The 14557-nt window shown below is 65.4% G+C and carries 14 protein-coding genes; 8 read left to right on the forward strand and 6 right to left on the reverse strand.

The window, feature by feature from the left end:
- The first annotated feature begins 11 nt into the window (after positions 1–11).
- Entirely contained in the window at positions 12–467 is a 456-nt protein-coding gene (locus ACQP1G_RS22315; RefSeq protein WP_433207603.1) for a hypothetical protein, read from the forward strand.
- Between the two features lie 323 nt (positions 468–790).
- On the forward strand, positions 791–1120 hold the full coding sequence (locus ACQP1G_RS22320) for a hypothetical protein (protein WP_433207606.1): 330 nt from the start codon (positions 791–793) through the stop codon (positions 1118–1120).
- Here ACQP1G_RS22320 and ACQP1G_RS22325 read toward each other — a convergent pair.
- Complete coding sequence (locus ACQP1G_RS22325) at positions 1111–1359, reverse strand: DUF4186 family protein (RefSeq protein WP_433207609.1); 249 nt, start codon at positions 1357–1359, stop codon at positions 1111–1113. The genes ACQP1G_RS22320 and ACQP1G_RS22325 overlap by 10 nt on opposite strands.
- Before the next feature lie 94 nt (positions 1360–1453).
- Between ACQP1G_RS22325 and ACQP1G_RS22330 the strand changes: the two genes are divergently transcribed.
- Both ACQP1G_RS22330 and ACQP1G_RS22335 read left to right on the forward strand, forming a co-directional pair.
- A complete protein-coding gene (locus ACQP1G_RS22330) occupies positions 1454–2428 on the forward strand; it encodes a helix-turn-helix transcriptional regulator (protein ID WP_433207612.1) in 975 nt (324 codons plus the stop codon).
- Positions 2429–2942: 514 nt separating this feature from the next.
- A complete protein-coding gene (locus tag ACQP1G_RS22335) occupies positions 2943–3845 on the forward strand; it encodes an alpha/beta hydrolase family esterase (RefSeq protein ID WP_433207615.1) in 903 nt (300 codons plus the stop codon).
- Positions 3846–4428: 583 nt separating this feature from the next.
- Here the strand turns inward: ACQP1G_RS22335 and ACQP1G_RS22340 are convergent.
- Positions 4429–5619, reverse strand: coding sequence for an Ig-like domain-containing protein (locus tag ACQP1G_RS22340; RefSeq protein ID WP_433207618.1), 1191 nt, complete (start codon positions 5617–5619; stop codon positions 4429–4431).
- Between the two features lie 311 nt (positions 5620–5930).
- On the opposite strand from ACQP1G_RS22340, the gene ACQP1G_RS22345 reads away from it, so the two are divergent.
- Positions 5931–6710, forward strand: coding sequence for an enoyl-CoA hydratase-related protein (locus ACQP1G_RS22345; protein WP_433207621.1), 780 nt, complete (start codon positions 5931–5933; stop codon positions 6708–6710).
- A gap of 42 nt (positions 6711–6752) precedes the next feature.
- Here the strand turns inward: ACQP1G_RS22345 and ACQP1G_RS22350 are convergent, their stop codons facing one another.
- Complete coding sequence (locus tag ACQP1G_RS22350; protein WP_433207624.1) at positions 6753–7640, reverse strand: TIGR03619 family F420-dependent LLM class oxidoreductase; 888 nt, start codon at positions 7638–7640, stop codon at positions 6753–6755.
- Positions 7641–7718: 78 nt separating this feature from the next.
- Positions 7719–7853: a MerR family DNA-binding transcriptional regulator gene (locus tag ACQP1G_RS22355; protein WP_433207627.1), complete on the reverse strand. Its 135-nt coding sequence runs from the start codon at positions 7851–7853 to the stop codon at positions 7719–7721.
- Between the two features lie 453 nt (positions 7854–8306).
- On the opposite strand from ACQP1G_RS22355, the gene ACQP1G_RS22360 reads away from it, so the two are divergent.
- Positions 8307–9587 (forward strand): ATP-binding protein, encoded by a 1281-nt coding sequence (locus ACQP1G_RS22360; RefSeq protein ID WP_433207629.1) that lies wholly within the window; start codon positions 8307–8309, stop codon positions 9585–9587.
- 84 nt (positions 9588–9671) lie between these two features.
- On the opposite strand, the gene ACQP1G_RS22365 is transcribed toward ACQP1G_RS22360, so the two are convergent.
- Complete coding sequence (locus tag ACQP1G_RS22365) at positions 9672–10316, reverse strand: TetR/AcrR family transcriptional regulator (protein ID WP_433207632.1); 645 nt, start codon at positions 10314–10316, stop codon at positions 9672–9674.
- Positions 10317–10475: 159 nt separating this feature from the next.
- Between ACQP1G_RS22365 and ACQP1G_RS22370 the strand changes: the two genes are divergently transcribed.
- Positions 10476–10862, forward strand: a complete 387-nt coding sequence (locus tag ACQP1G_RS22370) for a VOC family protein (RefSeq protein WP_433207635.1) — start codon at positions 10476–10478, stop codon at positions 10860–10862.
- Positions 10863–11581: 719 nt separating this feature from the next.
- Here the strand turns inward: ACQP1G_RS22370 and ACQP1G_RS22375 are convergent.
- The gene (locus ACQP1G_RS22375; RefSeq protein WP_433207638.1) at positions 11582–12484 is read right to left on the reverse strand and encodes a class I SAM-dependent methyltransferase; all 903 of its coding nucleotides are present in this window, start codon (positions 12482–12484) and stop codon (positions 11582–11584) included.
- A 766-nt stretch (positions 12485–13250) separates the two neighbouring features.
- On the opposite strand from ACQP1G_RS22375, the gene ACQP1G_RS22380 reads away from it, so the two are divergent.
- Positions 13251–14492, forward strand: coding sequence for an oxygenase MpaB family protein (locus ACQP1G_RS22380; RefSeq protein ID WP_433207641.1), 1242 nt, complete (start codon positions 13251–13253; stop codon positions 14490–14492).
- Positions 14493–14557 lie beyond the last annotated feature (65 nt).

Below are 14557 nucleotides of genomic sequence, written 5' to 3' on the forward strand. Positions count from 1 at the left end.
GGGAAGCGGATATGAGCCTGGCCCAATTCCAAGCTCAGTGCAATGAGGCGCGCATGGATGCGCAGAACGCCCGCCAGTCCGCGAACCAGGCCGCTTCCCTGGCGCGTCAGTCGCAGGCGCAGGCGCGGCAGGTGAGTCATCAGGCGCAAATGGCGCAGCAGAATGTGAGCCTGGCGGTTCAGCTGGCGCAGCAGGCTCGTCAGCAGGCGCAGCAGGCCGCAAATCAGGCGCAGCAGGCCCATAGTGAGGCGGATCGGGCGCAGAGTCAGGCGCAGCAGGCTCAGGGGGAGGCCAATCAGTGTCAGCAGCGGGCGTCCGCGGCGCAGGATCAGGCCGAACAGTCCAGCCAGTTGGCACAGCAGTCCGAAGATCAGGCGGCACGGGCGCAGGACCGGGCCAATGAGGCGGAGATGCAGTTGAATCGAATCCGGCAGCAGACCGGGTTCATGCACACGTTCAGCCGCTGACAGCGATGCCGGGACACCGGTCACACCAGGCAACTGGTGGGGCCGGTGTCCCGGCTCGGTACGGCCGTGCTGAGCGATCTCGACCCGCCCCGGAGCCGGGGACCGAGGTCGATGTGAAGGTGATCGTGAAGCCTTACCGGGCGAACTCTTCGAGCGCCCGGCTCCCTACCGGCTGATCCGGCGCGTAACCGCGGTAGTCAGGTCGACGGAAAGCAGTTGGCGAAACAAGACAGTCTGCGACTCTAGGTCAATCGGCCTTACCGGCAACTCGGCGTGCTAACAAAGCAGATGACCTCACCAGCCGTGATACCGATACTCACATCATGCAGATATTTCCGACGAATCTCGACCGGCTCGATCAGCCCGTGCAGCTATCAGACGACTCTGGCACCACCTGGTTGCTCCGGAAGAAACGGATCGATCTCCGCGTCGCCCATCGGCTGATCAAGGACAGCGCCGCAACCATCGTGCTGGGCGAGTGCGGCGGCACTCGTCCCCGACTCGTCCCCGACAGCGAGCGCTCGACGCTATGGGACAAGATCAAAATCGGCTACAAGGGGCCCGGCGGAGACTGGGCGACAGGACGTTACCTCGCTCACGAATTCCGCACCGACACAGACCGTCGCATGCTCTTCATCGAAGATCACTGCTGACGGGAGCAGGGGACAGACATAGCTGCGCTCGGCGTCCTCGAGCGCTTGCCCGGCGGGGATGCCATGCCAACGCGCCAGCAGGTGCGGCAGCACGTCGCGGTGGCATGTTGAGCGACGAAGACGGGATGGCCAGGTAGGGCGTCCACCTCCAGCTCGCCACCGAAGACCTCCCGGTAGAACTCCAGCGCCTGCCGCGCGTTGCCGTTGAATGTGATGCAAGGGTTGACCTGAGTCCCCACTCGAACTCTCCTTCGTCAGTGACCGATCGACGTGTTCGCTGACTCTCAACAAATCACGACACCTTCTGTCGTGATTGCCGGTAGATTTTCGCGAATGCGCGCCGACCGGCTGGTCTCCCTGGTGCTGCTGTTGCGGCAGCGTGGACGTCTGTCGGCCAGTGTGATTGCCCGGGAGCTGGAGGTATCCACTCGCACGGTCCTGCGCGACATCGAGGCGCTGTCCGGGGCTGGTGTCCCGGTCTACGCTGAGCGCGGCAAACACGGAGGGTTCGCTCTGCTGCCCGGATTCCGGACCGAGCTCACTGGCCTGACCGACGATGAAGCACTCGCACTGCTGGTCGCCGGATCGCGGCGCGGTGCGCAGGCATTCGGCCTCGGGTCAGGGCTCGCTTCGGCGATGCTCAAGGTGATAGACGCGCTGCCCGAAAGCTACCGGGACACCGCGGCCGCCGTGACCGAGCGGTTGCTCATCGAACCCGAGGCCGACCTGCTCTCGCGCCGCCTGGTGATCGAGGAGATGCCCGACAAGTCAATAATTGAGGTCCGGCGCGCCGTGCTGGCCGGACACAAGTTGCGCATCCGCTATGCCGCGGTGGACCGAGCACCGAAATGGCGCATGGTCGACCCGATCGGCCTGGTCACCGTGCGCGATACGGGTTACCTCCTGGCCACCGATGGTGGCGCCGATCGCACCTATCGACTCTCCCGGATCTTGGCCGCCGAAGAACTCGAAGTGCCCGCGCAGCGACCCGACCGGGTCGATCTGGACCAGGTCTGGCAGGAACGCAGCTTCCAGTTCCGCAACGGGGACGACCAGGTCAGCGTGCTGGCACGAATTGACCCGGCGCGGCGCGAGGACCTGGTGGGCACCGTGCTGGCCATCCATTCCGAAGAGACGGACCCAGACGGCTGGCTGCGGGTGGAGGTGGCCTTTCAAGACTCCAGACACGCAGAATGGGCGCTCTGGCAGCTCGCAACCAGCGCGGAAGTCCTGGCCCCGCAATGGTTACGCACATCTCTTCGCAACCGCGCCGCCGCAATCGCCGCCCTCTACACGGTAGAGTCCTGAGACTCTGCCCTTCGGTATCCACCTACCGCCGCAGGCCTCGTTGTACATCTGCCGCCGTCGATAGCGGCCCGGGATCCACGTCAGTCGCAGCACTCTCACCGCCTGAAGGTGCTCAGCGAAGCAGTCATCTTCCGCGTAACCAACGTCCTGACCCGGAACAACTAACGCTGCCGCGCGTGACGTGGTCTCGAACTGCCGATAGCCCCTGAGAACAGAATGAACCGAATTGTCCTGTGCCAGTTGACTTTACGAACGTGCCAGATACCTGGTGCACTGCAGGTCAGGCGATGGATTTCGCAAGTGGCAGTTCGAAACTTGCTGGGCTGGGCCGCACGGTCGGTGGGGTGGTCAGGCGCCGATCGCTCACGCCTGCGGTTGCCGTCGAGCCCGGGCACCCAGCTCGATGCAGCCGGCCCGATCGCGGTCCATGTCTGCGATATCTGTTGTTAATCAACCATTCTCGAACATTCCCAGTCTTCACAAATGCGCATCGATTTCGTGCCATAGTGAGTCGGTGTTCTGGCTCCGCAGTGTCGCCGTCGCTGTGGCCTGTTGTGCCCTGTCGGCCACGGCCTGTCAGAGCCCCGCCGCGCCACCGACCTCGCCGAGCCCTCCCGCCGCCCCGACACAGGACGACAAGCCGGGCTCGGGTGACCAGCGGATCATCATGGAATTCGGCGGCAAGACCCGCTCCTATGTGGTGCACGCGCCGCCGAGCTACGACGGCAGCACCGCCCTGCCGCTCGTGGTCGCCCTGCACTTCTATCCCGGTGACGCGGCGCGGATCGCCACCACCAGCGGCTTGAATGCCAAGGCGGACAAGGAAAACTTCCTCGTCGTCTATCCAGAGGGGCATGCTTCCGGATTCAACGCCTTCCTCTGCTGCGGTTCGGAGGACGATGTCGGCTTCGTCAAGACTGTCCTCGCCCGAATGATCAGCGCCTGGAAAGCCGACCCGAAGCGCGTCTATGCCGCAGGCATCTCGAACGGCGGCGATATGTCCTTCAAGCTCGCGGTGGAACTACCCGGCACCTTCGCCGCCATCGCCGCGGTCAGCGGGGGTTTCATCGGCTCCGCCGCGGCGCAGCCGTCCTACAAGCCGACGACACCGGTATCGGTGATCACCTTCCTCGGCGGCAAGGACCGCTACTTCGGTCGATTCGACACCGGGATCACACAGTGGCAGGAGCGCCTCGCCTGCGCTCCCGGGGTTGCGCGGGACGACCTTGCCAATGGCATCACCGTCGCGACGGCCACCTGCGCCGACGGCAGCACGGTCGAGATCTACCGACTTCCCGAGATGGGGCACTCGTGGCCGGGTGCCGCGCAGGGCGAACTCTCCGATGCGTGGGCCGGGGTGAACGCGACCGACCTCGCGTGGGACTTCTTCGAAGCCCACGCAATCCAGGGTCGATGAGGCTTCAAACCTGCACGACCTGCTCCCCGGGGCGATGGGGGACTAGGGGTGGTCCGGCGGTACGGAATGTCGTGCGAGCCCGACCGTCGACCATGAGTGTGTCCGCATCACCGACGGCGACCACGGCTTGCGCGGATACAGAGGGAAAGTGCTCGTAGTGGCCGAACATCCGCACCGGTATATCCCAGGTCGCAGCTTCTCGACCCGTGTCGCCAGGGCGAAGGGCGGGAAGCGGATGGCTGGCGAGATCGACCGGCGACTACCTCGACTGCCGCGCACAGCACGCGGAGCAGGCCGCCCGTCCGGAGTAAGACGGGGCGCACTCGATAGCCCGAAATCCCCTGTCCGCGAACAGATCGAAAGACACACCTACTGCCGGTAGCCCGGATGTGCGTCGACCCCTGGAACTGTAGGCCGGAGGGGCCTTTTGCGTATTGTTGGCCGAGTCAGCTGTATGCGCCTATGGCAAACTACGTACCCTCGGTTGTCCGACCCAATCGACGCAGACGTTCCCGCGGGGGGATAGCGGAATGGGATGCGAGACGGGTCGCCGATAGGGAATTCGGTGACCTGCCCGTTCGTGTCACGTGTGGGCGCCGCCGCGAAGCCAATCGGACCAGGGCATGCTCCAATCACCGTTCTGCCAGATGTCGAGGGGGTCGCCGCCGGTGTTGCGGACCTCGACGACGTCGCCGGGGATGACGAAGTCGTAGAACCATGCGGCATCGTTGGGGGAGATGTTCAGGCAGCCGTGGGAGACGTTGGTATTGCCTTGGGCCCACATAGTTCCGGCCAGTTCGTGCACGAAGATTCCGTCGTGGCTGATGCGGACCGCGTGGTTGATGCTCGTGCGGTAGCCGAGCCCGGAGTTGGTGGGCAGGCCGTAGCTGGCGGAGTCCATGATCACCGGGTCGTTTCGGTCCAGCACGGTGTAGATGCCGGGGCGGGTCCAGAACGACAGGGTTCTGCCACCGACGACCGCGGTGCCGCCCTTGCCCATCGATGTGGGCATGGTGCGGACCAGGTTCCCGTTGTCGAAGACCTCGATCTGTTTGGTGTCGTCGTCGGCGATCGCGACGTGCGCGGGGCCGATGATCACCGACACCCGTTGGTCGCGCACGCCGTAGCGGCCCGCGCCGAGCGCGCGGCCGAAGAGTTCGGCCGCGATCGTGATCCTGGTTCCCGGTGCGTGATAGTGCTCCGGCCGCCAGTGTGCGTTCTGATCGTCGAGCCAGTACCAGGCGCCGGTGACGGCGGGCTGGGTGGTGACCTTCAGATGACGTTCCGCGGTCACCTGATCGACGGGTTCGTCGAAATGGGCTACGAGCACGAAACCCACTCCGTAGGTGTCGTTTTCGGCCAACTCGACGAGATTGGCGGAGCACAGGGAGACGTCGATGAGCTGTTGCGGCCGTACCGTGGTGCAGGTTGTCGTGGTGGTGACGTCGCCGGTTTCGCCGTGTGCCACGGCTTTCGCGGTGTAGGTGTGTCCGTAGCCGAGTGGTTCGGCGCTGGTCCAGGTTCGATGATCGGGTGCCGGTGCGCCCGGCAGCGGTCTGCCCGTCTCGTCGATCCATTCGACCGACTGCAGCGTCCCGTCGGTGACGGTGACCGTGCCGGGGCTGCGCGCATCGACGTCGTGGGTGCCGGGTGGGGGATCGAATCGGATCATGGCGGGTTTGGGGTGTGCGGGCTCTCTCAGCCCGCATCCGGCCAGGGCGAGGCCACCCGCACTGGCGAAGCCGATCAGTAGCCGACGACGTCCCAATGCCACCGGGTATCTCCCTTCGCTGGGTGCAGGGCCGACCTCTGTCCGCCAGCATGCGGCAGCTACGCGCTGGCCGAGACACCAACGAGCAGTATCTCCACCGATCCGTCGCACAACCGACACCGTTCCGCGATCGATCCGGTTCTCGTCGAAGACGGTCATGGGTGATCTGCGAGACCCGGACGGCCACACGATCAGCCGGGACCGAGGGCGAGACGGACTCGGTCGGTGCCCCGATAGCGGGCTCGGCCATGTGGGCTGTGCTGAATTACTCCGGCGGTGTCGTGTCGCCGTCCGTAGAGATCTACGGTGGAGATATGACCGCCTTGGAGTATCGGCATGTGCTGGTCGCGCGGGACGGCGACACGGTGCGCATCACCATGAACCGGCCGGAGCGGCGCAATGCGCTGTCGGGCGAGCATCTGGCCGAACTGCTCGCCGCGTTTCGGGCCGCCAGCGAGACCGACGCCACCGGGATAGTGCTCGGGGCGCACGGTCCGGTGTTCTCCGCGGGACACGATTTCGCCGACGTGGCCGCGCGCGACCTGCACGGCGTGCGGGAACTGCTCACACTGTGCACCGAGCTCATGTCGACCATCGAGTCGGTGCCGCAGGTGGTGATCGCCCGGGTGCACGGTCTGGCCACGGCTGCCGGCTGCCAGCTGGTGGCCTCATGCGACCTGGCCGTCGCCGCCGAATCGGCCGGTTTCGCGCTCCCCGGCGGCAAGGGTGGCTGGTTCTGCCACACCCCCGCGGTGCCGGTGGCCCGCGCCGTCGGCCGTAAACGCCTGATGGAACTGGCTCTCACCGGCGACCCGATCGATGCCCGCACCGCCGAACAGTGGGGCCTGATCAACCGAGCGGTGCCAGACGCCGAGCTGGACACCGCCGTGGGCGAGTTGCTCGGCCGCGCTACCCGAGGCAGCCGGGCCAGCAAGGCACTCGGCAAACGCACTATCTACGGCCAACTCGACCGCCCTGAAGCAGATGCCTATGCCCTCGCCCTGGAAGTCATGGCCGCCGCCGCTCAACTTCCCGCCGCCCGCGAAGGGATGGCTGCCTTCCTGGCGAAGCGCCCGCCCGTCTGGCGCGATTAGCGCTGCCAGGAGAGCACAGCCCCGGCGGCGACACTGCCCCGATCAGTGACATCCATGGTTGTCGGCAGCGCCGCACGGGGTGAGACCGAAACGTTCGGCGAATTCCGACATCTGGTCGTGCTGCTGTGCGGGGTCGGCATGGGGGAAGCCGACCACGACTCGGTGCACGCCGTGGTCGGCGAGTTGCAAGATGCCTTCGGCGGGCATGTCGGCCGATCCCCAGCGGGTGTACTCGACTGCGTCAGGGTCGCGGCCCGCGTCGATGGCGGCCTTCCGGGCCAGCTCGATCTGCTGGTCGCGCTCATGCTCGGTCAGCATGCCGCCGGCGAAGTAGCCGCTACCACGTCGTCCGGCACGCTGCGCCGCGGCCGCGCTGGAACCGCCGACATGAATCGGCAGCTCGGTCACTTGGTGGGGTTTGGGATAGCTGCACAGGTTGTCGAAGGCGAAGAACTCGCCGCGGTGGCTGACGCCCTCCGGGCCGCCCGACCACAGCAGGCGCAGCACATCGATCGCCTCGTCCGCGCGCCGACCACGGCTGCGGAAATCCACTCCCATGGCTTGTGCTTCGCCGGGCAGGGCGCCGAGTCCGACGGTGAGCAGCCGCATCCGCCCTTGGGACAGCACGTCGATGGTGGCCAGACGCTTGGCCAGCACCACCGGATGCCGGTATGGCAGCAACAGCACACCGGTGCCGAGCAGAATCCGCTGCGTGGCCGCGGCAACGAAGCTCAGGCAATCGAGCGGATCGAAATATGGCAACGTCGGGGGCAGCTCGCCGGCGCCGTAGTTGGCGCCGGGATACAGCGCGATGTGGTCTTGGACGTACAGTGCCTCGAACCCACACGACTCGGCGTGCTGGGCGAACGCTACGAGCCGGTCGGGATCAGTGCCGTTGAATGCCGTGCTGTAACTGATCGCAAACTGCATGCTGGAATTCCTTCGTGGTGGGCGGGGCGCCGCTAGGACGCAACGATGGTCGTGGTGCGGGCTCGACGGGAGCGAGAATTAACGGGTGAATTCGCACTTGGGCGGCGGGCCGGTCACGGTCAACCGCTGTGCCTGCACCAACCCGTGCTGCTCGTAGTACCGCAACGCGCGCGCACTCGTACCCGCACGATCGGCCAGTTCCCCGATCAGCATGTAACCTCCTCGCGAGACTGCGACGAACGCTAAACCTTGCCGTCGACGTCAATGCAAGATCGCAGACCAAATCGCCTCTACCTGAGCTGCGTCCCCTGTTGCCGGACAACAGAGAATTCGAAGGATCCAAGTCCCCTCGTCGGCAGTTGTGGATGCTCGCTCGATCAGCGGCTGGACGGTGCGGGCCTCGGCGGGGTTCCTCGGTACGTACGGCGGCATCTCGCAAGCCCGCGAGACGGTCCACAGCAGCCGAACGCTGTTCGGCCTCGGTGCTCTGGTAGCTGCGCTGCGCGAGCCGTCCGGACCCGATCACCCGCGCCCCACGAATCAGCGACTCGGCCGAGAGACCGCGTCGGAGTCTGTTCTCGTCGTGGCGGGGGGCTTGCCGAGGGTATTTACTGAGAGGAACGGCCGAGTTGTCCGAGGCCCGCCGAATGGCCGTTCGAGGTATGTATGCCGGTATGGCGACTACGCGAGTTCCGTGACGATGATCTGGATCAGGGGATCCAGATCTGGGAGCAGAGCCGTGTGCCTGCTGCGGACGAGCCGGTGTTCGCGCTGGCGGAGGTGATGGCGACCGCGCGCGCGGGGCAGTCGGCGGTGGTGGCCGAGGTCGGCGAAGAGATGGTCGGGATGGCGGTCGCCCAGATCCATGGCGAGCGGGCCTGGGTCCTGCTGGTGGCGCTGGCGGCGCGGTGGCGGCGGCGTGGTATCGGCAGTGCACTGCTTGCCGAACTGGAGCGGCGGCTGCGGTCGAACGGCGTGCGGCGGATCTGCACGCTCGTCCCCGAGGGGGCCACCGGATCGGCGGCGTTCGAGAATTCCGGGTACTTGCGCCGGGCGGGCCTCGTCTACTACGAGCTGCTGGAACCATTGGCGCCCGCGCAGTCCTCCCTGCTGGCCGAACTGGGCGGGCGGTTGCTTCCATCGGGACTGTGGCAGTCGATGGCCGGGATGGGCCGAGAGAAGGAGATCATCGAACGCCGGATCGTGTTGCCTTTGGCGAATCCCGATGTGGCCGAACGCTATCGGGTTTTGCCGCCCAAGAGCGTCATCCTGTTCGGGCCACCGGGGACCGGCAAAACCAGCTTCGCGAAAGCGGTCGCGTCCCGACTCGGTTGGCCGTTCGTCGAATTGTTTCCCTCCCGGTTGGCCGATGCGGCGACGGGTGGACTCGCGGCCTCGCTGCGCGAGGTATTCGCCGAGCTGGCCGAACTCGACGAGCTGCTGCTGTTCATCGATGAGGTGGAGGAGATCGCAGGCACGCGTTCGGGTACGGCGACAAGCCCTGCACACGGAGTCACCAACGAGCTGCTCAAGCTGATACCGACGTTCCGGGAAAACTACAGCCGCCTGCTGATCTGTGCGACGAATTCGGTCCGCTCATTGGACTCGGCATTTCTGCGACCCGGTCGATTCGACTATGTGATTCCGGTCGGCCCGCCGGACGCACCGGCACGGAACGCGATCTGGCGGCGATATCTCGGCCCCGCTGCCGAAAGCATCGACCTCGACCGTTTGGTGTGCGCCACAGCGCAATTCACCCCCGCCGACATCGAATATGCAGCCCGTGCAGGCGCGCAGTCCGCGTTCGAACGCGCAATGCGCGACGACACAGACGAACCCGCGACCACCGAGGACTACCTGACCGCGGTCGCCGATACCCGCCCGACCCTGACACCGGAAATCCTGAGCGCGTTCGAGCAGGATCAGCAGGATTACACCCGACTGTGAGAGAGCCGTCGGCCATGTCGGTCGGCCACGGGCTCGGCTGAGCCGCGTAGGCGTTCGGACCGTGTCACGCGGATCGTCACGGGCTCAGTGCATTCGGGGGCCCCCTCCTGCAGTCAGTGCTGCGCTGGCCGCCGGCGCGCAGTCGGTCGTAGGGGGTTCGGTGATGCCGACAGCACGTCGGAACAGTTGCTGCGTGGCACGTATCTCCGCGGCTGATAATTCGCCACCGCCCCGGAACGCCGGATCGAACGCTTGCATGGCCCCGAACAGCAGGTTGGCTGTCATCTCGGGGATGTCGATCAGATAGGCCCCCGCGGTGGCGCCCTCGGACAGGATCGAGACGAGCACGTCGACCAGCGCTGCGTGAGCCGGTCGCTGGTCCGGGGTTTGGGAGGTGGTGTGACGGAACAGGACGTCGTGCAGGTCGAGTTCGTTCTGGTACTGGTCGAGGCAGGCTTGAACGCAAGTGTCGAGCTTGACCGCCCAGTCCGTCACCGGCTGGGTGGCGGCCCGGACCACTTCGGCGAACTGTTGCGCGTACTGCTGCCGGAGGACGAAGACCAGGTCTTCCTTCGAATGGAAGTACTGCCAGAAGAGTCCCTTGGAGACACCGGCCGCTTTCGTGATGTCCTCCAACGTGGCCGCGGTGACGCCTTTGGCCACGAAAACCTCGCGTGCTGCGGCGAGTAGGTCTGCTCGTCGCTCCTCGGCCGGTTTGGTTCTCGGCACTGTCGGCTCCCTAGTTGTGCTCGTCCGGATGCGCTTCGGTTGGCAATCTTAAGGCCGAATCAATCCTATTGACTGACTATTAGTCAATGAGGTTGTATGGAAGGCGCTGACAACCTTCCTTCCACATCGCAATGCTCCACCGTCGAAAGGGACAGACCCATGCTGACCGTGCTCCCCATCCGGTACGTCACCGACGTCGAAGCCTCCAGGAAGTTCTATGCGGGCCTCGGCCTGGCCGACATGCCCCAGGGCGACCTCACTGTCTGGGCACAACTCGACGCCGGAGCAGGCGCCGTCGGCATCCATGACGCCGCCGTGTCCAAGGGCCGTCCGCCCGGCACGGTCGAACTGGGCTTCTCCACCGACGAAGACCTCGACGCAATTAGCCGACGTCTCACCGCGGCAGGCTACGACCACCAGATCGTCGACGAGGACTTCGGTCGCAGTATTCGGGTCACCGACCCCGACGGCGTCACCGTCCAGATACAGCACATCGATCTCGATGTCGCCGAACGATCCGAAGCCGCTCTGAAACAGCACGGCTGACCGCGGCCGGACACTGCCGATCCAGACGAACTGAGGGCCAAGCGGTGGCCGAGCAATCCGCTACAACCAACGTGGTAGCGATCGACTCGATTGCTACCACGTCTCGGCTCACCGCTTCCCTCCGCGCCGAGAACTCATCGGCCGCGAGCATCCGGGTCGCTACCAACTACCTCCGGCGCAGCGAGCAACTCCATCGGAAGCCGGGCCAGGTACCAACCGCCCCAGCCGCAGCCCGACAGTACGAAAACTGCCAGATTCGCGTACGGCGAGTATTTCGGCCCGGAGCGGGCAGAGTCCTCCCGGGGGGCAGCAACTGACCCCCAGGGGGGATTTCCATCTCTCAGTTCGCAGCGGACGATTCTCTCATCGTCTGATAGCTCGTCGCGATGAGAAATGGAGGGACGCCGATGAGTGCGAGATACGACCGCATTGTGCGGTGCTCGACCGGGCACTTGTTCACGACAATCTGGCATCCGCTGGGATCGATGAAGGCGGTTAGATTGGGGCCCTGGCGTTTCCAGCGCTGCCCGGTTGGACGGCACTGGACATTGGTGCGAAGAGTCGACCCCGGCATGCTGACCGATGAGCGAGAGGCCGCAGCGGCACGCGTTCACGACGTATACGTCATATGACGCCGGAATTCCACGAGTTGTGGAAACGGGTCAAATCAACGTCATGAGACGGTCTCGAGGCGTTTTCGAGGTGCTCGTCCGGTGGGTTCACCGGTGCTTCTCAGCGGATATGTAGCGCGCCTGCCGCATCCGGTCGAGCAGCTCGGCGGGCAGGTCGGCGGGCAAGTCGGTGATCGGGCGGCCGTAGGCGGCAGCCAGATCGAAGGGGGTGGCGCGGTCGACCGACCAGCCGTGCTGAGTCAGCCAGTCCCCGGGATCGGCGCGGACGTCGTCGTACCACAGGTCGCGCACGTTCAGGTTGCCGAACGGGTTGCTGCCGAAGAACCTTTCCTCCATGTCGAAGTGGCGCTGGTCCAGGCCGCGACCGAAGTCGTCGGTCGCCACGCAGCTGCCGGGCGCGGACAGGGCGTCGATGCGTTCGAACAATGCGTCGTGTGCCGAACCCGGCAGGAACGGCAACAGCCCCTCGGCCGACCACGCTGCCGGTCGCCCCGGATCGAAATCCGCGGTAGTGAGCGCGGCGGGCCAGTCGTCGCGCAGATCGACTGCCAGCGCGCGCCGATCGGCCGTGGCAACGGCACCGTGATCGGCGAGCACCTGGTTCTTGAACTCCAGTACGCGGGGCTGATCGATCTCGAAGACGACCGTGCCCGCGGGCCAATCCAGCCGATACGCTCGTGCGTCCAGACCGGATGCCAGGATCACTGCCTGCCGCACACCCCGCTGCCACGCCGCAGCGAAGAACTCGTCGAAGAACTTTGTCCGAACCCCCATGAACTGCCTGAACAGACCGACCGTGCCGGCCGACGCCGGGTCGTCCAGCATCCGCAGAAAGTGCGGTTCACCCGCCGTCTCGACGAACCACGCCGCATAGTCGTCGTGGATCATCGGCTCGCGATCCAGCGTCTCGAGTGCACGAAACGCGGCGACCCCCAGTGCGGTCAGGCCCACGCTCGTCACGATGTCCCAGCTGTCTCCATCCGTTCGCATAAATATCACCCCATGGTGTCAGCGATCATTAGAGCCCTGCTAAAGCGGAGCAACCGCCCCGCATCCACCCCATCGATCTTCCTCTCATGGCGAACCTCCCGGCAACGCCGGAATCATGACACCGCCGCCGGCGGGCGTACCACGCGAACAGGAGTCGACGACGCCCTGCATGATCCCGGCATGCGCACCGTCGTCTTCCCCCGCAAGGAACGACGTGCAAAGCCCGGCAAGCCGGGGAACGACGAAAAGCCTTCCGCCGCACCATCAAATGGCGAACCGGCCCCGAGGATCCCACGCTCATGGCCCGCTGGCAGCGCCATCATGCCGCGCGGGCTCTTGGACCGGCCACCTTGATGCGGCTAGATGTTCAGGCGCGCTGCGCGCCCATCAGGACCGGACCTGATCGCTGAAGTGCATCGTCGAGAGACCTGTCTTCACAATTAAGTGACTACGTATTCGAGGTTCTGATGGTTCCCGCAACGGGCTACTGACGCGACCAGCGCCGCTCGTCTTCGGGCCTCGGCTGGTTGTGGCATACCCATTGCGAAAATCCTTGTTACCGTACTGTTTATCCGTCTGTCGCATGCCGCCCCGGGTCGGCTTCGTCCGGAGAGTTGCGGGTGCGAGCAAAATCGCGAAAAGTCCGACCGGCCGACTTTAATCCTGTTATGTTAATGAGTATTCTGATCGATGGAACCGCGCAACGGGCGCTGCCTACGGATCGCATGCGCGTCGATGCTCGGGCTCAATGAGGAGTAGCGAAGCTATGGATGGACTCAGCAGGCGTAACGCATTGAAGGCCGGCGGGGTATTGGGTGCGTTGGGCGCACTGACCAAGGTGACCCCGGCGCGCGCCGAGCCGTGGACGTGGTCACCGCAGGGTTCAGTGGCGGGCACCGGTGCAGGGGCCGACCCGCTCACCGTCTGGGATCCAGAAGCCGACGAACTGGTCGCCGGACTGCTCGACCGGGCAGAGGTGTCGAGGGTCAACGATTTGTTGCGGACCTGGACCAGGAACGGTCAGCCCTTGCCTGCTGGTCTGCCGTCGGAGTTGCGTGACTTCATGGAGTACGCCCGTCAGCTGCCACCCTGGGCCGATCAGGGCAAGCTGGCCACCGCGGTTGACTTCAACAAGAAGCGAGGTCTCTATCTCGGCGTGCTGTACGGGCTGGCCAGCGGCATGATGAGCACGGTCATTCCCAAAGAGGCGCGTGCGGTCTACTACTCCAAGGGCGGTCACGATCTGAAGGACCGCATCTCCAAGACCGCCAAACTCGGCTACGACATCGGCACCGCGAATGCCTACGCCCCTGATGGCGAAATGGTCGTGACCTGCGTCAAGACCCGGCTGGTGCATGCGGCGGTGCGTCACCTGCTGCCGCAGTCCCCGCACTGGATGTACTCCGCCGAGGAAGAGATTCCGATCAGCCAGAACGACATGATGGTCACCTGGCACAGCCTGCCCACCACCGTCATGAAGCATTTGACCGCGTGGAAAGTGCCGATCCCTGCCGGTGAGTCGGAGGGTTTCCTGCACTCGTGGCAGATCTGCGCGCATATGCTCGGCATCCGCGATGAGTACATCCCGAACTCGTGGGCCGAGGCCGACTCCCAGGCCGCACAGGTTCTGGATCCGATACTGGCGCCGACCCCCGAAGGCATCCAACTGGCCGACAGGCTCCTGCGACTCGGTGTCAACCTCGACCTCGCCGTACTCAGCAAGCCGGTCCTCGGCGCGTTCACTCGCTTCCTACTCGGTGACAAGATCGCCGACGGGCTGTCGATCCCCAGGGAACCGGTCTGGTCTCCGCTGCTCGAGGTGAGCTGGGGTCCCTTCATCGCCGTGCGCGAGGGACTGCTCCCCGTCGTCCCGCTGGCGCCGGATGCCTACTGGCTCTTCGACGAATTCCTCCGGCAAGCAGCCCTGATCTACCTGGCAGAGCTGCGGATGCCGATCAGCATCGAACTCCCACAGATGAACCGGGACATGAGCCGACCACCGCGCTGATCCGGCCTCCGCGAGGACTGTGCTCGGCCCGATCCCGGCGGCCGTGTGGTCGCCGGCGAGGGAGT

This window comes from Nocardia sp. CA-107356 (assembly GCF_050946365.1).
In the GTDB taxonomy this organism is placed as follows: Bacteria; Actinomycetota; Actinomycetes; order Mycobacteriales; family Mycobacteriaceae; genus Nocardia.

Excerpts from the sequence above, each read along its gene's own strand:
- ACQP1G_RS22315 (WP_433207603.1), top strand. The coding sequence starts at position 12 with ATGAGCCTGGCCCAATTCCAAGCTCAGTGCAATGAGGCGCGCATGGAT.
- ACQP1G_RS22320 (WP_433207606.1), top strand. The coding sequence starts at position 791 with ATGCAGATATTTCCGACGAATCTCGACCGGCTCGATCAGCCCGTGCAG.
- ACQP1G_RS22330 (WP_433207612.1), top strand. The coding sequence starts at position 1,454 with ATGCGCGCCGACCGGCTGGTCTCCCTGGTGCTGCTGTTGCGGCAGCGT.
- ACQP1G_RS22345 (WP_433207621.1), top strand. The coding sequence starts at position 5,931 with ATGACCGCCTTGGAGTATCGGCATGTGCTGGTCGCGCGGGACGGCGAC.
- ACQP1G_RS22350 (WP_433207624.1), bottom strand. The coding sequence starts at position 7,640 with ATGCAGTTTGCGATCAGTTACAGCACGGCATTCAACGGCACTGATCCC.
- ACQP1G_RS22355 (WP_433207627.1), bottom strand. The coding sequence starts at position 7,853 with ATGCTGATCGGGGAACTGGCCGATCGTGCGGGTACGAGTGCGCGCGCG.
- ACQP1G_RS22360 (WP_433207629.1), top strand. The coding sequence starts at position 8,307 with ATGCCGGTATGGCGACTACGCGAGTTCCGTGACGATGATCTGGATCAG.
- ACQP1G_RS22370 (WP_433207635.1), top strand. The coding sequence starts at position 10,476 with ATGCTGACCGTGCTCCCCATCCGGTACGTCACCGACGTCGAAGCCTCC.
- ACQP1G_RS22375 (WP_433207638.1), bottom strand. The coding sequence starts at position 12,484 with ATGCGAACGGATGGAGACAGCTGGGACATCGTGACGAGCGTGGGCCTG.
- ACQP1G_RS22380 (WP_433207641.1), top strand. The coding sequence starts at position 13,251 with ATGGATGGACTCAGCAGGCGTAACGCATTGAAGGCCGGCGGGGTATTG.